The 21,784-nt window shown below is 68.2% G+C and carries 17 protein-coding genes; 14 read left to right on the top strand and 3 right to left on the bottom strand.

The genetic code is table 11. The features are described 5' to 3' along the window. Window positions 1-239 precede the first annotated feature (239 nt). Window positions 240-2,852: an Rne/Rng family ribonuclease gene (locus ACYVDK_RS13605; RefSeq protein WP_460522613.1), complete on the top strand. Its 2,613-nt coding sequence runs from the start codon at window positions 240-242 to the stop codon at window positions 2,850-2,852. A 41-nt stretch (window positions 2,853-2,893) separates the two neighbouring features. On the opposite strand, the gene ACYVDK_RS13600 is transcribed toward ACYVDK_RS13605, so the two are convergent. After that, window positions 2,894-3,190: a DUF4031 domain-containing protein gene (locus ACYVDK_RS13600; RefSeq protein WP_460522611.1), complete on the bottom strand. Its 297-nt coding sequence runs from the start codon at window positions 3,188-3,190 to the stop codon at window positions 2,894-2,896. Window positions 3,191-3,441: 251 nt separating this feature from the next. Here ACYVDK_RS13600 and rplU point away from each other — a divergent pair, with 251 nt between their 5' ends. The 4 genes from rplU to proB all read left to right on the top strand — a co-directional run bounded on the left by rplU (window position 3,442) and on the right by proB (window position 6,577). Continuing rightward, window positions 3,442-3,750, top strand: a complete 309-nt coding sequence (gene rplU, locus ACYVDK_RS13595; RefSeq protein WP_440294783.1) for a 50S ribosomal protein L21 — start codon at window positions 3,442-3,444, stop codon at window positions 3,748-3,750. 21 nt (window positions 3,751-3,771) lie between these two features. Further along, window positions 3,772-4,026, top strand: coding sequence for a bL27 family ribosomal protein (rpmA, locus tag ACYVDK_RS13590; protein WP_460522608.1), 255 nt, complete (start codon window positions 3,772-3,774; stop codon window positions 4,024-4,026). Window positions 4,027-4,236: 210 nt separating this feature from the next. Beyond that, the gene (gene obgE / locus ACYVDK_RS13585; protein WP_460522606.1) at window positions 4,237-5,751 is read left to right on the top strand and encodes a GTPase Obg; all 1,515 of its coding nucleotides are present in this window, start codon (window positions 4,237-4,239) and stop codon (window positions 5,749-5,751) included. 4 nt (window positions 5,752-5,755) lie between these two features. After that, window positions 5,756-6,577, top strand: coding sequence for a glutamate 5-kinase (gene proB, locus ACYVDK_RS13580; protein ID WP_460522605.1), 822 nt, complete (start codon window positions 5,756-5,758; stop codon window positions 6,575-6,577). A 129-nt stretch (window positions 6,578-6,706) separates the two neighbouring features. On the opposite strand, the gene ACYVDK_RS13575 is transcribed toward proB, so the two are convergent. Further along, window positions 6,707-7,354 (bottom strand): response regulator, encoded by a 648-nt coding sequence (locus ACYVDK_RS13575; protein WP_460522603.1) that lies wholly within the window; start codon window positions 7,352-7,354, stop codon window positions 6,707-6,709. Beyond that, a complete protein-coding gene (locus ACYVDK_RS13570; RefSeq protein WP_460522601.1) occupies window positions 7,342-9,096 on the bottom strand; it encodes a sensor histidine kinase in 1,755 nt (584 codons plus the stop codon). Before ACYVDK_RS13570 ends, ACYVDK_RS13575 begins: the two co-directional genes overlap by 13 nt. Window positions 9,097-9,257: 161 nt before the next feature. Between ACYVDK_RS13570 and ACYVDK_RS13565 the strand changes: the two genes are divergently transcribed. From ACYVDK_RS13565 to nadD, 9 genes are all read left to right on the top strand, one after another. After that, on the top strand, window positions 9,258-9,554 hold the full coding sequence (locus tag ACYVDK_RS13565) for an NHLP leader peptide family RiPP precursor (protein ID WP_460522599.1): 297 nt from the start codon (window positions 9,258-9,260) through the stop codon (window positions 9,552-9,554). Between the two features lie 15 nt (window positions 9,555-9,569). After that, window positions 9,570-10,403, top strand: coding sequence for an HlyD family efflux transporter periplasmic adaptor subunit (locus ACYVDK_RS13560; RefSeq protein ID WP_460522597.1), 834 nt, complete (start codon window positions 9,570-9,572; stop codon window positions 10,401-10,403). A gap of 2 nt (window positions 10,404-10,405) precedes the next feature. Then, complete coding sequence (locus tag ACYVDK_RS13555) at window positions 10,406-12,610, top strand: NHLP family bacteriocin export ABC transporter peptidase/permease/ATPase subunit (protein WP_460522596.1); 2,205 nt, start codon at window positions 10,406-10,408, stop codon at window positions 12,608-12,610. After that, entirely contained in the window at window positions 12,607-15,228 is a 2,622-nt protein-coding gene (locus tag ACYVDK_RS13550) for an NHLP family bacteriocin export ABC transporter permease/ATPase subunit (protein WP_460522594.1), read from the top strand. The genes ACYVDK_RS13555 and ACYVDK_RS13550 overlap by 4 nt, the downstream gene beginning before the upstream one ends. A 95-nt stretch (window positions 15,229-15,323) precedes the next feature. Continuing rightward, window positions 15,324-17,606 carry a TOMM precursor leader peptide-binding protein gene (locus tag ACYVDK_RS13545; RefSeq protein ID WP_460522592.1) on the top strand — a complete coding sequence of 761 codons (2,283 nt, stop codon included), beginning with the start codon at window positions 15,324-15,326 and terminating at the stop codon, window positions 17,604-17,606. After that, complete coding sequence (locus ACYVDK_RS13540; protein ID WP_460522590.1) at window positions 17,603-19,015, top strand: SagB family peptide dehydrogenase; 1,413 nt, start codon at window positions 17,603-17,605, stop codon at window positions 19,013-19,015. Before ACYVDK_RS13545 ends, ACYVDK_RS13540 begins: the two co-directional genes overlap by 4 nt. 93 nt (window positions 19,016-19,108) lie before the next feature. Further along, on the top strand, window positions 19,109-20,398 hold the full coding sequence (locus tag ACYVDK_RS13535) for a gamma-glutamyl-phosphate reductase (RefSeq protein WP_460522588.1): 1,290 nt from the start codon (window positions 19,109-19,111) through the stop codon (window positions 20,396-20,398). A 94-nt stretch (window positions 20,399-20,492) separates the two neighbouring features. Then, window positions 20,493-20,732: a hypothetical protein gene (locus ACYVDK_RS13530; protein ID WP_460522586.1), complete on the top strand. Its 240-nt coding sequence runs from the start codon at window positions 20,493-20,495 to the stop codon at window positions 20,730-20,732. Window positions 20,733-20,744: 12 nt separating this feature from the next. Next, a complete protein-coding gene (gene nadD / locus ACYVDK_RS13525; RefSeq protein ID WP_460522584.1) occupies window positions 20,745-21,365 on the top strand; it encodes a nicotinate-nucleotide adenylyltransferase in 621 nt (206 codons plus the stop codon). Window positions 21,366-21,784: the final 419 nt, after the last annotated feature.

Genomic DNA, 21,784 nt, shown 5'->3' with positions numbered 1-21,784 from the left:
ATGCCCGGAAGTCCGGTCGCGCGCGACCGGACGAGAAGACAGTGCAGACCACGTGAGAGACAGGGACGGGCGAACGAAGACGAGTGCAGCGGACAGCGCGCCACGAAGCGCAGCGTCCATCGCGCACCCCTTCGCACGCAGAGCCGAGGATTGGCGGACGAGCGCTTCAGGCGCCGCCCGCACGAGTACAGCCGTATCGGGCGCGCGCGTGCGCCATGCGGTCGAGGAGCGCACCAGCGATGGTGGAGAACGATCAGAATGCATGGGATGAATCGGGAGCACGAAACGCGGAGGGCGGCCAGCAGCGCAAGCGCAGTCGCTTCTTCGGCGGTCGTCGTGTAGGCCGCAAGGCCGAGGTGCAGCAACCCGCCGCGGCGGATACGGCCGCACCGGTGTCGACCGACGGGACAGGAACAATACCTGCGGCCGATCAGCAGGAGCCGCAGCCCGGCGCAGAGCCCGCACCGGCGACCACCGGTCAGTTCGTCGTCGAGAGCGACGAGCGGTTGCGTGCGGAGGCATCCGCTCCTTACCCCGCGGTACAGGATGCCCGTGCATCCGGGACCACGGCGCACATGGCCCAAGCGCCAGGTCTGCCGAGCACTGCGCTGCTGTTCCAGGCGCCGCCGGTGCTTCCACCGCTGCCCGTCGCTGAGAGTGTCGATGTGCAGGAGCGCGAGGAGGTCTCGACCTCACGCCGGCGCACCCGCCGGCGCGGAGCATCCGGTGACGGTGTCGACGATGGTGCCAAGCGCCAGCGCGAACCCGAACTCATCACCGAGCCGCAGAAGGTCAAGGGCTCGACTCGACTCGAAGCCAAGAAGCAGCGCCGCCGCGATGGGCGCGATGCCGGTCGTCGGCGTCCGGTCATCACGGAGGCGGAGTTCCTTGCACGCCGTGAGGCCGTCGACCGCCAGATGGTCGTGCGCTCCAAGGCCGGGCGCATTCAGATCGGCGTGCTCGAAGACGGGGTGCTCGTCGAGCACTATGTCGCACGCTCGCAGGAAGCGTCGTTGATCGGCAACGTCTACCTGGGTCGCGTGCAGAATGTGCTGCCCAGCATGGAGGCCGCGTTCGTCGATATCGGACGCGGGCGCAACGCTGTGCTGTACTCCGGCGAGGTGGACTGGGACGCCGCGGAGACCGGCAACCAGCCGCGGCGGATCGAGCTCGCGCTCAAGCCCGGCGACAAGGTGCTGGTGCAGGTGACCAAGGATCCGGTCGGACATAAGGGTGCACGGCTGACGAGCCAGATCAGCCTGCCCGGCCGCTACTTGGTGTACGTGCCGAACGGCTCGATGAACGGCATCAGCCGCAAGCTCCCCGACACCGAGCGGGCCAGGCTCAAGAAGATCCTCAAGGAGGTGCTCCCCGAGAACACCGGTGTCATCGTGCGTACGGCCGCGGAGGGTGCCACGCAGGAGCAGCTCACGGTCGACGTCAATCGACTCACGTCGCAGTGGGCGGACATCTTGAAGCAGACCGAGGCCGTGCAGGCGCCGGCGCTGCTGCACAGTGAACCCGACCTCCTGATCAAGATCGTGCGGGATGTCTTCAACGAGGACTTCCAGAAGCTGATCATCGCGGGCGACGACGCGCGTCAGACGATCGAGAACTACCTTCGCCAGGTGGCTCCGGACCTGCTCGACCGCGTTCAGCCCTACGACGGATCGCGCGACGCGTTCGACGAGTTCCGCATCACGGAGCAGATCGAGAAGGCTCTGGATCGCAAGGTGTGGCTGCCCTCCGGGGGCTCACTCGTCATCGACCGCACCGAGGCGATGACCGTGATCGACGTCAACACGGGCAAGTTCGTGGGCTCGGGGGGAAACCTCGAGGAGACCGTCACGAAGAACAACCTCGAGGCGGCGGAGGAGATCGTGCGGCAGCTGCGGCTGCGTGACATCGGCGGCATCATCGTCGTCGATTTCATCGACATGGTCCTCGAGTCCAACCGCGACCTCGTGCTGCGCCGGCTCATCGAGTGCCTCAGCAGGGACCGCACCAAGCACCAGGTGGCCGAGGTGACATCGCTCGGGCTCGTACAGATGACCCGCAAGAAGCTCGGTCTCGGCCTTCTCGAGACGTTCAGCGAGCCGTGCGAGGTCTGCGCCGGTCGGGGAGTCATCGTGCACCACGATCCGGTCACCCGACACCGCGTCCCGCAGCCTCCTGAACGTCGCCGCGGGGGAAAGAACGGCGGCTCGTCGGCGGCGGCACCGTTGAACGGGAACGGCGGACCGAGCACGCACGCGGGTACGCACGCCATCACCGACGACGCGAAGAACGCGCTCGCTCAGATCGCGGCCAGCACCCTGCACACGCATCAGGACGGGTCGACGGATGCCCCGGGCACCGTCGCAGAGTCCGACGCGCTCGCTGCGGCCCAGGCCGGCGTTGTCGAGAGCAGCCCGGCGCAGGGAGAGTGGGAGGCGGGGTCCGCGGGACCGAAGCACGCGGCCGAGTCGCAGGCGCCGACGTCAGGTACCGCCGACGTCGCGCAGGGGGAGAAGCAGGATGCCCCGCGCGGGCGCCGAGGCAACCGCGGTCGTGGTACGCGTCGGGCGGCCGACGAGGCGACACCCGACGCATCCGCGGGTGCGCGGACCGAGGTGCCCGTTGCGACCGAAGGGGACACGGCGCTGTCGATCCTGGACATTCCCGTCGCCGCACACGCCGAGCAGAAGGCGCGAGTGGATCGCGTGCAAGCGCAGGAGATCCTGGGTTCTGTGCTCGATGCACTTCCGGAGCCGAAACAGCCCGGCCAAGGGCGTTCGCGCCGGCGCGTGACGACCACCGGTCTGACCGGCGGTACTGTCGCGCCTCGGAACGACGATTCCCAGGCCGGCTGATCGGGCGGGAGCCGCTCGGCAGGCACGGCGTGCTGAGTGCGTCAGCGCCGGTTGCGGCCTGCTTCCGCGGTCCCGCGGCGCTCAGCCTGGGTGACGCGAAGACCGCTGGCCCTCAGCCGCACCACGAGTTCTCGGTTCGACACGGGCAACGCGCCCGTTCGCACGAGTTCGGCGTGGCGCTCAGCGGGAACGTCATAGTGATCCAGGTCGAATGACCGTTCCGGCACGCCGTTCGCCTGCGCGAACACGTGCAGTTCATCCAACGAGGCGTCGCTGACCAGATGAGACCAGAGCGTCCCGTGATTCGGCCACATCGGGGTGTCGATCAGGATCGCCATGGGGGCGAGTCTACGGCGGCGACCGGCGGCCGCCCCTGACTGCGGCCGTCCCTCGGAGCCCATCGGATCCCGGCGCTCGGTTTGAGCGGCTTTCCTCGGTCTGGTAGGCTCGACCGTTGGTGCGTGTCGACTTATCGCGGCCAGCACTCTTTCGTTTTCTGGCTCGAACCCTTCTCCCGCTTGGGGGCGTGACCAGCGAAAATCAACGTCAGTCTGGGGCTTTTCCGCCCCTCATCAGATAGGTACGAGTAGTGGTTTACGCAGTTGTGCGCGCCGGCGGTCGGCAGGAGAAGGTCGAGGTCGGCACCATCGTCACGATGGACCGCGTCAAGGCCGGCGAGAACGGCACCATCGAGTTGCCCGCAGTGCTCCTCGTCGACGGTGACACGATCACCAGCGACGCGGAGTCACTGGCCAAGGTCAAAGTCACCGCCGAGGTGCTCGGAGACCTCCGCGGCCCCAAGATCGTGATCCAGAAGTTCAAGAACAAGACCGGGTACAAGAAGCGCCAGGGCCATCGCCAGGAGCTCACGCGCGTCAAGGTCACCGGCATCAAGTAAGCAGCGCGAGGAGAGACACTCATGGCACACAAAAAGGGAGCAAGCTCCACTCGCAATGGTCGCGACTCGAACGCGCAGCGTCTCGGCGTCAAGCGCTTCGGCGGCCAGGTCGTGAATGCGGGCGAGATCATCGTCCGGCAGCGCGGCACGCACTTCCACCCGGGAGCGAACGTCGGTCGGGGTGGCGATGACACGCTCTTCGCGCTCGAACCGGGCGCGGTCGAGTTCGGAACCAAGGGCGGCCGCAAGGTCGTCAACGTGGTGGCGGCCGGCTGACGACTCAGGCGAGAGCAGAGCACGCACACGCGGCTCTGCCCCGCCGGTGGAGTCGGTCGGAGCGCGAAGCGCGAATACTGATTCTTCCTGTGACGAACACAGCCGATGGGCGGGCCTCGTGCCCGCCCATCCGTGTTTGTACAGCGTGCCCGTTCCCCATCGAACGGGCATCCACCCGGTGAAGGCCCGTAAAAGGGCGAGAGGAGCATCATGGCGACGTTCGTCGACACCGTGACGTTGCACTTGCGGGCCGGTCACGGCGGCAACGGCTGCGTCTCGGTGCGTCGGGAGAAGTTCAAACCCCTGGCCGGCCCCGACGGAGGCAACGGCGGCCACGGCGGCGACATCGCGCTCGTCACCGACGCGGGTGCCACAACGCTGCTCGCATACCACAGGCACCCGCACCGCTCGTCCGAAAACGGCGGCTTCGGCATGGGCGACAACCGCAGCGGCGCCTCCGGTAGCGATCTCGAACTGGCTGTACCGGTCGGGACCGTTGTCAAGGATGCCGCAGGCGCATTGCTCGTCGATCTCGACCAACCCGGAATGCGTTTCGTCGTGGCCCCCGGCGGCCTTGGCGGCTCGGGCAACGCTGCTCTCGCTTCGCTCAAGCGCAAGGCACCGGGTTTCGCGCTGCTCGGCACGCCAGGGTGGGAGGGCGACATCGTCCTCGAGCTGAAGACGGTCGCCGACGTGGCGCTCGTCGGGTTCCCATCGGCGGGCAAGTCCAGCCTGGTCGCCGCGCTGTCCGCGGCCAAACCGAAGATCGCGGACTACCCCTTCACCACGCTCCACCCGAACCTCGGTGTCGTGCAGGCAGGAGAGGTGCGGTACACGATCGCCGACGTGCCCGGGCTCATCGAGGGTGCGAGCGAGGGCAAGGGCCTCGGGCTGGAGTTCCTTCGGCATGTCGAGCGCTGCAGCGCGCTGCTGCACGTGCTCGACTGCGCCACTCTGGAGCCCGGCCGCGACCCGATCAGCGACCTCGAGGTCATCCTCGCCGAACTCGCCGCCTACCCGGTGCCGCAGGGGCAGATCCCGCTGCTCGAGCGGCCGCAGCTCATCGCGCTGAACAAGATCGACGTGCCGGACGCCGCCGAGCTCGCCGACTTCGTCCATCGTGATCTCGAGGCGCGCGGCTACCGCGTGTTCGAGATCTCCACCGTGAGTCATCAGGGATTGCGGGCGCTCTCGTTCGCGCTCGCTGAAGTGGTCGAGGACGCACGGAAGCGCGCCGCCGCAAGCGCCGAGGTGAAGCCGCGCATTGTCATCCGTCCGCGGGCGGTCGATGAGGCGGGATACACGGTGCGAGTCGAAGGCGGGTCGGACGGGCTGGTGTACCGCATTCTCGGCGTCAAGCCGGAGCGTTGGGTGGCTCAGACCGACTTCTCGAACGATGAGGCCGTCGGATTCCTCGCGGACCGGCTGGCGAAGCTCGGCGTCGAGGACCAACTCGTCAAGGTTGGAGCCGTCGCCGGATCCACCGTCGTGATCGGCGGCAACGATGGTGTGGTCTTCGACTGGGAGCCGACGCTCACCTCGACCGCCGAGCTGGTGAACTCCCCGCGTGGAACGGATGCCCGTCTCGACCCCAATCACCGGCCCACCCGCGGCCAGCGCCGCGAGGAGTACCACGAGCGCATGGATGCGAAGGCTGAGGCGCGCGCTGAGCTCGTGCGAGAGCGCGAGGCCGGTCTCTGGCGCGACGACGAGGAGAACGCGTAACCCGATGGTGATCACGGACCGCTCGCTGGTGCCCGCGGCACGGCGCATCGTGGTGAAAGTGGGCTCCTCGTCGATCAGCGGCGAGAACGCGCACCAGATCGGTCCGCTCGTCGATGCCCTCGCCGCCGCGCACGGCCGCGGCGTGCAGCTCGTGCTGGTGTCGTCGGGAGCCATCGCCACAGGCATCCCGTACCTGGCCCTGGACGGGCGCCCGAACGACCTCGCCACACAGCAGGCCGCCGCCGCCGTCGGACAGAATGTGCTGATCTACCGCTACCAGGACAGCCTCGATCGGTATGACATCGTCGCCGGGCAGGTGCTTCTCACCGCCGGTGACCTGGAGAATCCGACGCACCGCTCCAACGCACGCCGCGCGATGGAGCGACTGCTCGATCTGCGCATCCTTCCCATCGTGAACGAGAACGACACGGTGGCGACGCACGAGATCCGGTTCGGTGACAACGACCGCCTCGCGGCGCTCGTGGCGACACTGATCGGCGCGGATCTCCTCGTCTTGCTCTCGGACGTCGACGCCCTCTACACGAGGCCGCCGCACGAGCCAGGGGCCGAGCCTATCGGCCACGTCGCGGCCGGAGACGAACTGGAGGGCGTAGAGATCGGAGCGTCCGGGCTTGCCGGTGTCGGCACCGGGGGAGCGATCACGAAGGTCTCTGCTGCCCGCCACGCCGCCGAGGCGGGAAGCGCAGTGCTGCTCACGTCGACGAGGCTGGTGTCGGCCGCCCTGTCTGGTGAGATGGTGGGCACCTGGTTCGCTCCGCATGAACACGCCGAACGGATGCCCGCGGCCGACGCGATCCCGGACTGACGGACGCCGTCGGCTCGGAGCGCACTCGCCGCATGAACATGTGCCCCCGAGCGCGCTCGAGTTCGTTCCCGTGTCAACGGATGCGCCCTCCTTCACGCGAAGGCTCGAGGAGGCGAGGCGGTGGTGCCGTCACTGCGCGAGGTATCGCACGACGGCGAGCACCCGCCTGTGGTCGTCGGAGTCCACAGGGAGGCCCAGCGTGTCGTAGATGTTCGACACGTGCTGCACGACCGACTTCTCGGTGAGGGTGAGCCGGGTGGCGATGCCGGCGTTGCTTCGTCCCTCGGCCATGAGCGCGAGCACGGCGCGCTGCCGCGGTGTGAGGCTGCGCACACCGTCGTCGCCCACCTGGGCGCGGGCGACCATGACCGCGATCACCTCGGGGTCGAAGGCGACGCCGCCCGCAGCGACCCGGCGCAGCGCCCGGCAGAACGCGTCGACATCGCCGATGCGCTGTTTGAGCAGGTAGCCCACCTTGCCTCCTGCAGCTTCCATCAGCTGCCGCACGTGGAGACGTTGCACGTACTGCGACAGCACGATGACCGCCACGTCGGGGAACTGCTTCTTGATGCGCAAGGCTGCGACCAGGCCCTCGTCGGTGTGGGTGGGCGGCATCCGGATGTCGGTCACGACGAGGTCGGGACGCAGTTGCGCCACTTCGTTCAGGAGGCCGACCGCGTCGCCCATCGCGGATTCGATGGTGAAGCCCTCGCTTTCCAGCACGAGACGCAAGCCGCGACGCAGCAGCGTTTCGTCCTCGGCGATCACGAGCCGCATGGCAACTCCGCCCTGAGCAGGGTGCCCGTCCCCGGTTGGCTCTCGACGTGGATCGTGCCCCCGAGCGTGTCGACACGATCGGCGAGACCACGCAGTCCGGTGCCATTGGACAGGGATGCGCCACCGACCCCGTCATCCGCCACCTCGACGACGAGCCGATCGTCACTGCGCGTCAGGCGGACTCCGCACGCGGATGCCGCGGCGTGTTTGAGCGCGTTCGCCAGGCCTTCGGCGATGACGAAATACGCGGTGCTTTCGATCGGCTTAGGCAGGGCGAGATCGTCGATCGTGATCTCAAGACTGGTCGGCAGCGGCATGCGGTCCACGAGGTCCTCGGTCGCCGCAGGCAGACCCTGTCCGATCAGGGGGGCAGGCATGACAGAGTGCACGAACCTTCGGAGGCTCTCCGCAGCCCCGTCGATGTCCTGTCGCAGTGCTTCCGCCTGCCGAGCGAGGCCCTCCGCCACGGAATGCGACCGCGCCAACTGACCCGCCTTCACGGCCAGGAGCACGAGCTGCACCTGCAGGCCGTCGTGCAGGTCCAGGGCGAGTCGGCGGCGCCCCTCGTCCTCGGCCTCCACGATGCGGAACCGGGATCGGTACAGTGCGTCGCGGCTGGCCCGCAGCTCTATCATGAGCCGGTCGCGGTCCACGGCGATGGCGACGACACGGGCGGCCATCTTCGCAAGCTGAGGGTCGTCGACGAGCGTGGAGTCGTAGTCGAGCGCGCCAACGGGTCTGCCATGCAGCACGATCTCGGCCCGGCCCCGCGACGGTGCCGGTTCGAGGGCGGCCGGCCGGCCATCGGCATCGGCGAACGCGCCGTGCTCGTCGATCCAGAAGAGCACTCTCAAGCTCGAGTCGCCGAGCACGCGGGCCACGGCCTGGGTGATGGCCGGACGCGTGGTGTCCGCAGAACCAAGCCAGCCGCCCAGTTCCTCGAGTTCGCTGGTCTGGGCGAACCCTCCGCGCAGCACGCTGAGGGCGAAGGCGATGGGAACGCCGGCCAGCACAGCCATCTGGACGACCCCGCGAAGCTCGGGCATCTGAGGCATCAGCAGATCCCACAGCGTTCCGGACAACGACTCGAACAGCACCGTGAAGATCGCGTAGCTGTACAGCGGGATCATCACCTGTTGCTGCTGTCGGTTGCCTCGCCGCAGATGTCCGACGAGGATCACCACGGTCGCGAGCGTCACGGCGAGACCGCCCGCGCGCTGCACCCACTCGCCGATCGCCACCCAGTCGGGCCGGTCGGCGAGTACCCAGGCCCCAGGGAATCGGGTGGGGCTGAACAGGTAGAGCGGCGCCTGCAACACCAGTGAGACCACGTAGCCTGCCGCGACCGTCAGCTTGGATGCCTGGCCGACGAGGCGGCCGGTGGGGAACGCCAGCAGAAGGTGGAAGGTCACCGCGAACACGCTGGTCGCGGTCACCGCACCCACGGCGACCAGCACCGGAACCTGCAGATCGCCCAGGGATCCCAACAGCGTGGCGAAGCCGCCCGCAACGAGCAGTGGCCCCATGCCGTTTCGCGGCCGTCGGTACCACGCGAGCAACCCGCAGGCGGAGAACATCCAGAACACGACCACGGGGAGGGTGTACATCCACAGGGTGCCCGGGTCCGGGTGCACGAGAGCCAGAAAGAACACTCCGAGAAGGATGCCTGCGACGGTGATGACCGCGAACGAGCGATGCAGCGAGCGCACCAGTGGCGACTCCGGCATCCTCTCCAGCGCCATGCGGCTCAGCATAGGGCTCGATCGGCGCCATCCGCCCGGTGAAGCGGTGATCACGTGGCGAAGACAGGACGTAGGTCGGTGGTCGGACGGGATCGTCTCCGGCAGTGTGGGAGCAGCGTAGGGCACGCAGGGTGCCCAACCGGTGCGCGAAGGAGAACACGATGTCAGACCAGTACGACCGGAACACGGTCTTCGCCCAGGTCATCGCCCACAGCTGGGGTGACCCCGACTACCGCGCAAAGCTGCTCGCCGACCCGACGGGGACCTTGGCCGACGACGCCGGATTCCAGGTTCCCGAGGGCAAACGGGTCGTCATCGTGGAAGACACCGACGACGTGATCCACCTTGTGCTGCCCGCGCGCCCTACCGAGCTCTCCGACGAGGATCTGGACACGGTCTCCGGCGGCATGTGCACCACCATGTGCTGCGGAACCAAGGAGGGCGGATTCTCGCTGTAGGGACTGGGACTCGGAGTGCCTGCCGTGATGGCGGCCACCCCGTTCCGGGCGAACGCTCTCGCAGGCCTCTCCAGCCCGGAGCAGCTCGACACAGCGGTTCGAGTCACGCGACCGCGCGCTTGGGTGTCGCTCGCGGCGATCGGGCTGCTCCTCGTCGCTTTCATCGCATGGGCGTTGTTCGGGACCTTTCAATCGACGTTCCCCGCTGCGGGGATACTGCTCACGTCATTCGGCACGTCGAACACGGTCGCGATTCACGCGGGGCATATCACGAGACTGCTGGTGACGCAGGGGGATGCGGTCACAGCAGGCGCGCCCGTCGCCGAGTTACGAACGGCGACGGGCGCAACGGAGACGGTGCGGGCGACGCAGGACGGGCATGTGACCGAGATCCTCGCGTACCCGGGCGACCAGGTCGCAGTCGGGGCCCCGATCGTGACGCTGCAACCATCCGGGGAACCCATGGACGCGTATCTGTTCGTGCCCGTCGCTTCCAGCCAGCCGATCAAGCCCGGCATGCCGGTGCAGCTCTCCGTGACGACCGTTCCGTCCGAGCAGTACGGCCTGCTCCTCGGGACTGTGGCGAAGGTGGGCTCGTATCCGGTGACGCGTGCGGGGGTGAATGCGCTGCTCAACAATCCTGACCTCACGTCCCAAGTCATCGGCGGAAACCCCGTCATACAGATCGAAGTGGCTCTGACTCGCTCCTCCTCCTCGCCCTCGGGATACGCGTGGACATCCGGCGACGGCCCCCCCACCCAGATCACCGCAGGATCGTTGGTGAACGCCACGATCATCCTGGCGACGCGCCATCCGGTCTCGATGCTCTTCCCCTCGGAGAGGCGCTGAGCATGACAGGAAGCACTGGGGCGGGTGCCGACGGTCGGCTGACGACCGTGCCGCGTCGACGTCGGGTGCGCACGCCGACGGTGCTGCAGATGGAGGTGGCCGAGTGCGGTGCGGCCTCTTTGCGGATGCTTCTGGCTCACTTCGGTAGATGGGTGCCGCTGGACGAGTTGCGCGACGCCAGCGGCGTCTCACGCGACGGCGTCAAGGCCAGCAACATCGCCAAGGCCGCACGCGGTTACGGCCTGGTCGCCAAGGGATTCCGGCAGGATCTGGACCAGTTGCGCGTCGGCGCCCTGCCGGCGATCGCGTACTGGAACTTCAATCACTTCCTCGTCGTGGAGGGCTACGCACCCGGGCGATGGTTCCTCAACGACCCCGCCCACGGTCCGCGCACCGTCACCGAAGACGAGTTCGACCGCTCGTTCACGGGTGTGGTCATTCGAGCCGAGCCCGGACCCGACTTCGAACAAGGGGGTGAGCCGCCCGCCGTGCTGTCCGCGCTGGCACGGCGGCTTCGGCACTCTCTGGGGGGCCTGACGTTCGCCGTCCTGGCCGGGCTCGGTCTCGTCGTCCCCGGGCTGGTCGCAGCCGTGATGACGAAGGCGTTCGTCGATCAGGTGCTGATCGCGGAACGCCCTGGAGCCGTCTGGCCGTTGCTCGGTTTCCTGGCCGCGGCGGCGGTCGTGATCGTCGTGCTCACCGCGCTGCGGCAGCACTATCTGATGCGTCTGGAGACCAAGCTGTCGTTGTATTCCTCCGGCGTCTTCGTCTGGCACATCCTGAGACTCCCGGTGGCGTTCTACGCCCAGCGCTCCAGCGGTGAGGTGTCGGCACGGGTGCCGCGCAACGACCGGGTCGCGATGCTGCTCTCGAGCGAGGTGGCGGCATCCCTGATCGACTCGGGTGTGGTGATCTTCTACTTCATCGTGCTCGTCGGCTACGACCTGCAACTGGCCTTGATCGGGCTGGCCGCGGCCGCTGTCAACGTCGCCGTGCTGCAACTGGTCGCCCGACGTCGTCGTGACGGAAGCCTGCGCGTGTTGCAGGACCGTGGCAATCTCATGGGCGGAGCCATGGACGCTTTGAACACCATCGAGTCCATCAAGGCCGCTGGACGCGCGTCCGACGTGCTCGAGCGGATTACAGGGCTGCACGCGAAAGCCGTGTCGGGGGAGCAGCGTCTCGGCGTCGCGTCCCTCCCGCTGTCGGTGGTTCCCGCTCTTCTCGCGGCGTTGACTACGGCGGCGATCCTCGGGCTCGGCGGGATGAACGTCGTCGCCGGCACCATGAGCATCGGCACTCTGGTCGCTTTCCAGTTGCTCATGACTCGGTTCTCGGAGCCCATAGGCCGGTTCGTCCAGCTCGGAGGCACTCTGCAGGAGATCAGCGGTGACCTCGTGCGTCTCGACGATGTGCTGGCGAATCCGGTCGACCCGATGCTCGGCGGATTCGAGCTCGAGGATCCGCAGCGACTGATCGGGCAGCTCGAGCTCCATGACGTCACCTTCGGCTACAGCCCGCTCGAGCCGCCGCTGCTGAACGGCATCAGTCTGGTGGTGCGCCCCGGCCACCGTGTCGCCATCGTCGGCGGATCGGGGAGCGGCAAGTCGACGATCGCCCGCCTCGTCGCGGGTCTCTACCATCCGTGGTCCGGAGAGATCCTGTTCGACGGTCGGCCGCGACAGGACTGGACCCCCGACACGCTCACGACCTCGCTCGCGCTGGTGGACCAGACCACCACGCTGTTCCGGGGAACCGTTCGAGACAACCTCACCATGTGGGATGCCTCGGTCCCGGAAGCCAACATCGTGCGGGCCGCTAGGGATGCCGGCATTCACGAGCAGATCGCGGTGCGGCCCGGCGGCTATTCCTCCGACGTCCGCGAAGGAGGCAGGAACTTCAGCGGCGGGGAGTGCCAGAGGCTCGAGATCGCACGCGCCCTCACCACGGAACCGAGGATCTTGGTGCTCGACGAGGCGACGAGCGCGCTCGATCCGTCGACCGAGGAGCGCATCGACCGGAACCTCCGTCGACGTGGCTGCACGACGCTGATCATCGCCCACCGGCTGAGCACCATCCGCGACTGCGACGAGATCATCGTCATGGACCACGGGACGATCGCCGAACGCGGCACCCACGAGCAGCTGATGGATCGGTCGGGCCTCTACAGCGCTCTGTTCTCCGCCCAGGGCACGGTGTCCGCATGACCGGCGATGCCGGACCCGCCGGGGAACTGGGAACTCGGTCGCTGCTCGGAGCCAACGAGCCATTGTGGCTGGTCGGGACGGAGCGGGCCTGGCGCGTCGTGCGGGGTGACATCGAGTTGTTCGCCGTCGAAGGCATGTCCGAGCCGGCGATGCCGCGTGTGCACCTCGCCTCGGTGGGGCCGGGAGACGTGTTGTTCGGCATCGACGACTCCCACATCGCGTACCGATTGATGGCGGTAGGCACCGCCGACAGCGTCGTCGTCGAGGAGCCAGGCACAGCCGGCGCGGCGGCGGAAGACCGAGCACGCTGGCTGCACGGGCTGGCAGAGGACCTGAACGCCACTCACGGCACGTCCGGGCCCAGCGGGGGGCCGCCGCTTCCCTCCGATCCCGACCACGTGTTGTCGATGGCGATCGCGGCATCGCGTGAGCGAACGCGCCGGCGCGACAGAGAGCGAGTCAGCACGCGAGCGGAGGGCCGCGGCTCGGCACTCGCCGGTGGGCTGCGCGCCCTCCAGGAGCTGCTCGCCCCCGTGGGCGTCCCCACTCGGGCGCACGTCGGGGAGAGCAACGTCGCCGCGGCGTTCCATGCCGTGGCGGTGGCGCAGGGCATCCGGATGCCTGCATCACGTACACCCGCGGATGCCGGTGACGATATCGCGCTTCTGGCCCGCAGCTGCGGAGTGACGAGCCGTCGGGTGGCGTTGGATCGCGAATGGTGGCGATCCGATTGCGGCGCCCTCGTCGCGTTCCGATCCGAGGGGCACCACGCTGTCGCCCTTCTGCCGGTCGGCGTGCAACGCTACCGTCTCGTCGATCCCTCCGATGGCACGCACCGCATGGTTGACGAGCGGGTCGCAGCGACGTTGGAGCCACACGCCTTCGCCCTGCACCGGCCGTTCCCGAACCGGCCGCTCCGCCTCAGCGACGTCATCTCGCTGAGCTTCGCGGAGACGCGCGTCGACGTCGTCAGACTGGTCCTGTTCAGCGCCGCCGCGTCCCTGCTGGCTCTCGCCGTCCCCGTGGTCACCGGGCAGATCATGGCGGTGGTCATTCCGCAATCGAATCGCCCGCTCCTCCTCCAGCTGACGATCGCGCTCGTCGTCGCGGCGACAGCGGCAGCCTTGTTCCAGCTGGCGACGGGGATCGCTTTGCTGCGCATCCGAGGACGGTTGGATCGATTTCTCGGCCCGGCGATCTGGAGCCGGGTCCTGGCCATGCCGACGGCGTTCTTCACGAAGTACTCGGCAGGGGATCTCGCATTCCGGGTGCTGTCGGTCGACGTGGGATTGCAGTTGATCAGCGGAGGCACCGCGGCTTCCCTGCTCGGCGGCGTGTTCTCGGTGTTCAGCTTCGCCCTGATCTGGTTCTACAGCGTGGAGCTCGGCATCGTCGCGACCGTGCTGATGGTCGCCCTGGCCGCGACACTGGCCGTGATCGGTCGCATGCAGGTGCGTCGGCAGCGCGAAGTCGAAGCGGCCGGCGGCACCGTGAGCGGCCTGACGCGCGAGCTCGTGAGCGGCGTCGGCAAGCTGAAGACCTCGGGCGCACAAGAACGTGCATTCGGTGTGTGGGCTGCGGCGTTCACGAACAAGCGAACGCTGCGCGACTCGGTGCGCTGGCTGGAGAACCTGCTGGTCGTCATCGGCGGCGTGTTCCCGGTGGTGTCCTCGATGGCGCTGTTCGCGGCCGTGGGATTCCGCGAGCCGCCGACGGTGTCACCGGCAGCGTTCCTGGCGGCGAACGCCGCGTACGGACAGGTTGCGCTCGCGATGCTTGCCATGTCGCGGTCCGCATCGCTCGTGCTGGGAGCCGTACCGGCCGTGCAGAGAATCGCGCCGTTGTTCGCACAGCCCACCGAGGACGACGCGGGCGGCACGGACCCGGGGCGGTTGCGCGGCGACGTCGAGTTCAGCGGGGTCTCGTTCCGCTACCGTGCCGACGGCCCGTTCGTGCTCGACGACGTGTCGATCCGGATCCCCGCGGGCAGCTCGGTCGCGGTGGTCGGCCCATCCGGTTCAGGCAAGTCGACGTTGGGTCGCCTGCTGCTGGGCTTCGAGAGACCCGAGGACGGGGCCGTCTTCTTCGACGACCAGGATCTGAACGGCCTGGACATCCGCGCGATCCGCCGACAGCTGGGTGTCGTGCTGCAGTCCGCCGATGTGCTGCCCGGCACCATGTTGTCGAACATCGCCGGGTCCTCGGTCGGAGTGTCGGTGGACGATGCGTGGCGGGCCGCCGAGAGCGCCGGACTGGCGGAGGACATCCGCGCCATGCCCATGGGAATGTACACCACGATCACGGAGGGCGGATCGACCATCTCCGGGGGGCAGCGGCAGCGCTTGCTGATCGCGCGAGCCCTGGCGGGCGACCCCCGGGTGCTGCTGTTCGACGAGGCGACCAGCGCGTTGGACAACACCACTCAAGCAGCGGTCGCGGACAGTCTCGCGCGAGTCGAGGCGACGCGGATCATCATCGCGCATCGCCTCAGCACGGTGGTGGCCGCCGACTGCATCTACTACCTGGAGCACGGACGCGTCGTGGAGGCGGGCACCTACGACGAACTCATGGCGTACGGAGGCGCCTTCGCGGCGCAGGCACGGAGGCAGCTGACCTGATCCGGCGGGCGAATGCGAACGGGAGATGAGGAAGGGAACATATGGCTGAGACGGCGGTGGCGCCGCGAGGTGCCGGCACTCACGGAACCGGCGGGATGAGCGACAGCCGGACGAAGTGGAGCATCGACCCCCGCGTCGTGCTGCGAGTCGTCCCCGGCGACGGGGTGTACGCGCTCCGCGGCGATGAGGTCACTCTTCTGGGTGGCAGTGTCTACGAGGCCGTGGCTCCCTTGATCGACGGCACGCGCGACTCGAACGACCTCGTCGACGAGCTGACGGGGCGGTCGTCCGCGGCCGAAGTCTATTTCGCCATCCAGTCCCTTCATCGCCGGGGCATGCTCGTGCCGAGCGCACCCCCGACCCGACTCGCGGAGGCGGCGTGGTGGGATGACATGGGGGCTTCCGCCGAAGCACCCGCCGCGGTGGAACGGCGACGGGTGGGCATCTACGCAACCTCGGACGTGCCCGAATCGACGGTCGCGGCCGCCGAGGCCGGGCTGAAATCGGCCGATGCCACCGTGGTCGACGCAGGCAGAGGCGACTTCACGGGACTCGAGGCGGACCTCCTCCTCGTGCTGGCCGGAGACGGAACAACGCCGGAGCTGGCCGATGTGAACCGGTACGCGCTGGCCGCGGGCATGCCGTGGCTTCTCGTGCAGCCGGCCGGACGCCGCGTCCTGCTCGGACCTCTGTTCCGGCCAGGTGCCTCGCCGTGCTGGGAGTGCATGATGGTGCGTCGACGGTCGCTGCGCCGTGTTCACGCCTATCTGAGTTCGCTACCGGACGCCGTCCCCGTCACCATGCCGGTCGTGACTCGGCCCGATGCGTCAGAGTTGGCCGGTCGTGTCGCGGCCATGGAGGTCGTGAAGATCCTGGGCGGGGTGCGGCAGCCCAGGGTCGAGGACGCCCCAACCGATTCCGCGACCCTGACCGAGCTCGACATCACAGATTGGAGCGCCGCACGCCATGTCGTCGTGCGGCGGCCGCAGTGCCTCGTGTGCGGTGACCCCGCGCCAGCCCCATTGGTGCCCGTTCGACCTGTGCCCGAACGCGCGAACGCACAGGACGACGGCGGGTCGCGCACGGTCTCGCCGATGTCCACCTATCGCAGGTATCGTCATCACGTCAGCTCGATCACGGGTGCGGTCAGCCGGCTCCAGCCCGGGCCGATGCCTGACCCGGAGATGCACCTGTGGTACTCGGGCACCAACGTGGGCCTTCCGCCCAACAGCCTGTTCCAGCTGAGACGGACGCTGCGCGCGGGAGCCGCGGGAAAAGGCACCACGGCGGAGCAGGCCAGGGCGGGTGCGCTCGCCGAAGCACTCGAACGCTACTCGGGTATGGCGACCGGGGAGGAGCGGCGGGTCCGCGCGTCGCTGCGCGATCTCGGCGATGCCGGAATCGACCCCAACCACTGCATGCTCTACAGCGAGGCCCAGTTCGTCGGTGCCGACGCGATCAATGCGCTCGGGTCGTGGTTCAACTCCGTGCCGCGACGCTTCGACCCCGACGCAGCGATCGACTGGACCTCGCTCTGGTCGCTCACCGAAGATCGCGAGGTCTTCCTGCCGACGACGTACTGCTACTACGGCGGCTGGCGCGCACCGGGCGACAACGTGTTCGCAGACTCCAACGGGTGCGCCGCCGGCAATACCTTGACCGAGGCCATCCTGCAGGGCGCGCTGGAGCTCATCGAGCGCGACGCCGTCGCGCTGTGGTGGTACAACCGCCTGCGCCGCCCGGCAGTAGACCTGCACGGGATCGGCGACCCGTGGGTCGACCGCCTCGTGGACACCTATCATGAACGCGGGCGCGACGTCTGGGCGCTCGACATCACCACCGACCTGGGAATCCCGGTGATCGCGGCGCTCTCCCGTCGCACCGACGCCCCCACAGAGCGCATCACGATGGGATTCGGCGCTCACCTCGACGGGAAGATCGCAGTGCTCCGGGCGCTGGCGGAGCTGAACCAGCTCGCGCCCATCGGGGACGGCCCGGAGGTACGCGACGCCGGCGTCGACCGGGAGGTGGAGAGTTGGATGCGAAACGCGACAGTGGCCAATCAGCCGTATCTGCTGCCCGATGCGGCCGCACCGCTCTGGCGCCTGGCCGATCACCCCAGCCTCGCGGGAGCGGATCTCGCTGCCGATGTGACGCTGTGCCGGCAACGCGTCGAGGCCGCGGGAATGGCGATGCACGTGCTCGATCAGACGCGCCCGGACATCGGTCTGCCGGTCGCTCGCGTCGTTGTTCCCGGCATCCGGCCCTTCTGGTCGCGATTCGCGCCTGGGCGCCTGTACGACGTCCCGGTCAGACTCGGCTGGCTCGACTCGCCGACGCCGGAAGCCGATCTCAATCCGATCGGGATCTTCTGGTGAGTTCCGGATACCGCCTGGCTCTGCGGTGCGAGGAACGCGAGACCAGCGCCGGAGAGCACCTCCTCGTCGGGCCGGGCCCGGCCATGAGGATGCCGGAGCCCGGCACCCCGGAGTCCGCGATCGTGCGGCGGCTGCTGGAAGGGCCCGCATCCGAGACCGAGCTCGACCGCCTGCTCGAACACGCAGGGACGGCCGGGCGGGCCAGATGGTTGTGGTGGATGGGACGCGCGCATCGACGATGCCTGTTCGGATACCGCCTGCACGATGATCGGGGGGAGCTGCTCGCCGAACTCATCCCGACCCAGCCGACGGCCCCCGAGATCCTGCAGGAGAGCCGAGCCGTCCTCCGCAAAGATGCGGATGTGCGCGTGCAGCTGTCGCGGTTCGCGTTCCTGCACCGTGACAGGGAACGCCTGGTGCTCGAATCCCCGCTCGCGAGCATGAGAGCCGAGGTCGGCACGGCAGCGGCCGCCGCCGTGGCGTCGTGCGCCGCCCCGATGTCCGTCGGCCTCCTGCTCGATTCGCCGTCCGGCGGCGATGCGATCGGGATGCTCGTGGCCGCGCTGCTGGAGGCCGGACTGCTCGGGCACGTGGACGGCGATGGTGTGCTCGACGAAGACCGCGACGGACCTCTCGTCCAGTGGGAGCTTCACGATCTTCTCCTGCACACCCGTTCCCGCGCCGACAGGGCCGGCGCGCTTCGCGGTGCCACCTTCAGGTTCGCCGGAGCCAGCGCGGCGCCGCCGGCCCTGAGAGAGAGCCGATCCGGCACGCGAATCCAGCTGCCGCGTCCGGATCTGGCAGCCCTGCGGGCGGGCGACGTGCCTTTGACGCGCGCCATGGAAGACCGCACTTCGCGTCGCACACTGGAGGCCCCCACTGTCGCCCAGTTGGGGGAGCTGATGTTCCGCACGATGAGAGTGCGCGGGAGCCGCCCGGCTTCGACGGATCCGCGAGACTACGAGACCACATCCAGGCCGTACCCGTCCGCCGGCGGCATGTACGAACTCACCGCCTACCTGGCGGTGCGCGCGTGCGAAGGAATCGAACGCGGCCTTTACCGGTACGATCCGGTCGCGCACGAGCTGACCGCCGTCGCATGCGACGCGAAGGACCTCGACCGGCTGCTCGTAGACGCCGGGAAGGCGGCCGTGCTGCAGTCCGAGCCCCCGGTGGCTGTCGTCCTCGCCGCCGATTTCCGACGTTTGTCGTGGAAGTACGAGGGAATCGCCTATTCGCTCCTCTTGAAGAACGTCGGCGTCGTGCTCGGATCCATGCAGCTGGTCGCCACCTCCATGGGGATGGGATGCTGCCCGCTGGGCGGCGGCGACGCCGAGCTCCTGGCGCACGCCATCGGGTCGAACCCGCTCGAGGAAGCGTCGGTGGGTGAGCTCATCCTCGGTGCCTGAATCTCGCACGAGGTGTCGGTGCACGCGTGGGGCAGATGCGTCGTGCGGATCGCTGCCCGGACTGCGTCGATTCCGCCGGATTAGACTTCTGGGATGGCCTTCAGCACGATCACGACCGAGTCCTCACCGGTCGATGCCGACGTCTTCGATCGTAAGCTCGACGCGGCCAAGGCTGCATCGGTTCCGCTGGCGACCGCAACCACCGTGCAGAAGAATGCGGCGCTGGAAGCCATCGCGACGGCCCTCGTCGACGAGTGTGCGCGCATCCTCACGGCGAATGCCGATGATCTCGAACGTGGTCGCAAGAACGGCCTCTCGACAGGACTCATCGACCGCCTGATGCTCGATGAGCGGCGGATCGAAGGCCTTGCGACCGCCGTGCGCGAGATCGTGGCACTGGCTGATCCGGTCGGCGTGTCGGTGCGGGGCAGTCGCCTGCCGAACGGCGTGTCCATCCAGCAGGTGCGAGTGCCGTTCGGCGTCGTCGGAGCGATCTACGAGGCCCGCCCCAACGTGACCGTCGACATCGCCGCGTTGGCGTTGAAGAGCGGCAACGCTGTCGTGCTGCGCGGCGGGCGCGCCGCCGAATCGAGCAACCGTGTGCTCGTCGACGTGATCAGGCGCGCGATCTCTCGTGTCGGGATCCCCGCGGATGCCGTGCAGACGGTCGACGAGTTCGGCCGCGACGGCGGCACCCGGCTCATGCAGGCCCGCGGACGCGTCGACGTGCTCATCCCGCGGGGGAGCGCTGACCTGATCCGCACGGTGGTGGAGTCGTCCAAGGTCCCGGTGATCGAGACGGGTGCGGGCGTCGTGCACATCGTGCTCGACGAGAGCGCCAACGAGCAGTGGGCGGTCGACATAGTGCGCAACGCCAAGGTGCAGAGGCCGAGCGTGTGCAACGCAGTCGAGACCGTTCTCGTGCACAGCGCGGCAGCATCCCGCCTGCTTCCGCCCGTGCTGCGTGCGCTGCGCGAGGGGGGTGTGACGGTGCACGCGGATGCCCGCGCCCGGGCGATCTTCCCCGATTCCGTTCCCGTCACGGACGAGGACTGGGCCACGGAGCACATGAGTCTCGACGTCTCGGTGGGTGTCGTGGACTCGCTCGATGAGGCGATCGCACACATCCGGCGTTACTCCACCCAGCACACCGAGTCGATCGTCACCGACGACCTGCTGAACGCCGAGCGCTTCCTCGCCGAGGTCGACTCCGCGGTCGTGATGGTGAATGCCTCGACCCGGTTCACCGACGGCAGCGAGTTCGGCTTCGGCGCCGAGGTCGGGATCTCCACCCAGAAGCTGCACGCCCGAGGACCCATGGGCCTGCCCGAGCTGACCAGCACGAAGTGGGTCTTGCGCGGCACCGGCCAGATTCGCGCGTAGGCACAAGTGCGCGAGCATGCGCAGGTGCGCGAGTGAACACGGGTGCGCGAGTAGACTTGAATTCCGGCATTCGCCGCGAGAGGAAATGAGTCGCATGTCGTTCGTAGCAGCAGTCGTAGCCGAGGCCAGCAAGCCGCCCGTATTCGGGGTCGAGCCGTGGGTGCTCGGCGTCGTGGTGCTGTGCGTGTTCGCTGCTCTGGCCTTCGTGACCTGGACCTACCGCGACGTCGCCAACCGGCACAGCCACAGGCCGGAGCCGGATGCCGCGCAGCATGCGGGCGCACCCGGTGCGTATCACCACGGTGCTGGTCACCCGTCGTCGCAGGACCACTGACCCGGGCTCTCTATGCGGCCGTCAGCGACCACAGCGCCGTCGGGGCGACATCGCCGGCGGGTCGGGGTCATGGGCGGCACGTTCGACCCGATCCACCACGGTCATCTGGTCGCCGCCAGCGAGGTAGCGCAGTCGTTCGACCTCGACGAGGTCGTCTTCGTCCCTACCGGTGAGCCGTGGCAGAAGGGCCACGTCACCGAGGCTGAGCACCGGTATTTGATGACCGTGGTCGCCACGGCGGCCAATCCGCGGTTCACGGTGAGCCGCGTAGACATCGATCGGCGCGGTCCGACCTACACGATCGACACGCTGCGCGACCTGCAGGAGTCGCGTCCTGACACGGACCTCTACTTCATCACCGGGGCCGACGCGATCGCACAGATTCTCAGTTGGCGCGATGTCGACGAACTGTGGAACCTCGCCCATTTCGTCGCTGTGAGTCGTCCGGGACATCAGCTCGAAGTGACGGGTTTACCCAACCGCAACGTAAGCTTGTTGGAGGTTCCGGCATTGGCGATCTCGTCGACCGACTGTAGGGACCGTGTCAGCAGGGGGTTCCCTGTCTGGTACCTCGTACCCGATGGAGTTGTCCAGTACATCTCCAAGCATCACCTTTACCGGAGTGTGGAATGACGTCGTGGCCAGACCAACCGCCACAGACGCGGCGACAGGCTAGAGAGAGTCAGCGCGCAGCGGAGCGCGAAGTCGACTCCACGGCGGCAGTGCAGCAACCGGTTCCCGTCTCACGTCGCGCCGTCACCGTCGCACCGACGACTGCGGGCGAGGTCCCCGATGTGGCCACGCCATACTCGTTCGCCTCGGCACAGCGCGACACGTCGTCACAGCAGAATGCCGTCCCGACGGATGCCCCGCCGCTTCGACCGCGCGCCCCGCGTTACGATGACCTCTCCTTCGACAGCCTCCTCGCCGCCTCCCATGCCGGTGGACCAACAGGTACCGCACCCGCGGAGGAACGCGCTCCTGTGACGGTAGCGTTCGCGACCGATCCCGCACGCTCCTCGAATCAGGCGCCGCGCCCTGCCGATTCGTTT

It is taken from the genome of Humibacter antri (assembly GCF_054777235.1).
Note: the sequence above shows the minus strand (reverse complement) of the source record. Positions and strands in the feature narration are given on the sequence as shown.

What these genes read in the sequence shown, in the direction of transcription:
- ACYVDK_RS13550 (WP_460522594.1), top strand. Translation starts at nt 12,607, where the DNA reads ATGACCGGCGATGCCGGACCCGCCGGGGAACTGGGAACTCGGTCGCTG.
- nadD (WP_460522584.1), top strand. Translation starts at nt 20,745, where the DNA reads ATGCGGCCGTCAGCGACCACAGCGCCGTCGGGGCGACATCGCCGGCGG.
- ACYVDK_RS13570 (WP_460522601.1), bottom strand. Translation starts at nt 9,096, where the DNA reads ATGGCGCTGGAGAGGATGCCGGAGTCGCCACTGGTGCGCTCGCTGCAT.
- ACYVDK_RS13530 (WP_460522586.1), top strand. Translation starts at nt 20,493, where the DNA reads ATGTCGTTCGTAGCAGCAGTCGTAGCCGAGGCCAGCAAGCCGCCCGTA.
- ACYVDK_RS13535 (WP_460522588.1), top strand. Translation starts at nt 19,109, where the DNA reads ATGGCCTTCAGCACGATCACGACCGAGTCCTCACCGGTCGATGCCGAC.
- obgE (WP_460522606.1), top strand. Translation starts at nt 4,237, where the DNA reads ATGGCGACGTTCGTCGACACCGTGACGTTGCACTTGCGGGCCGGTCAC.
- ACYVDK_RS13575 (WP_460522603.1), bottom strand. Translation starts at nt 7,354, where the DNA reads ATGCGGCTCGTGATCGCCGAGGACGAAACGCTGCTGCGTCGCGGCTTG.
- ACYVDK_RS13565 (WP_460522599.1), top strand. Translation starts at nt 9,258, where the DNA reads ATGTCAGACCAGTACGACCGGAACACGGTCTTCGCCCAGGTCATCGCC.
- rpmA (WP_460522608.1), top strand. Translation starts at nt 3,772, where the DNA reads ATGGCACACAAAAAGGGAGCAAGCTCCACTCGCAATGGTCGCGACTCG.
- ACYVDK_RS13545 (WP_460522592.1), top strand. Translation starts at nt 15,324, where the DNA reads ATGAGCGACAGCCGGACGAAGTGGAGCATCGACCCCCGCGTCGTGCTG.
- ACYVDK_RS13605 (WP_460522613.1), top strand. Translation starts at nt 240, where the DNA reads ATGGTGGAGAACGATCAGAATGCATGGGATGAATCGGGAGCACGAAAC.
- ACYVDK_RS13600 (WP_460522611.1), bottom strand. Translation starts at nt 3,190, where the DNA reads ATGGCGATCCTGATCGACACCCCGATGTGGCCGAATCACGGGACGCTC.
- proB (WP_460522605.1), top strand. Translation starts at nt 5,756, where the DNA reads ATGGTGATCACGGACCGCTCGCTGGTGCCCGCGGCACGGCGCATCGTG.
- ACYVDK_RS13555 (WP_460522596.1), top strand. Translation starts at nt 10,406, where the DNA reads ATGACAGGAAGCACTGGGGCGGGTGCCGACGGTCGGCTGACGACCGTG.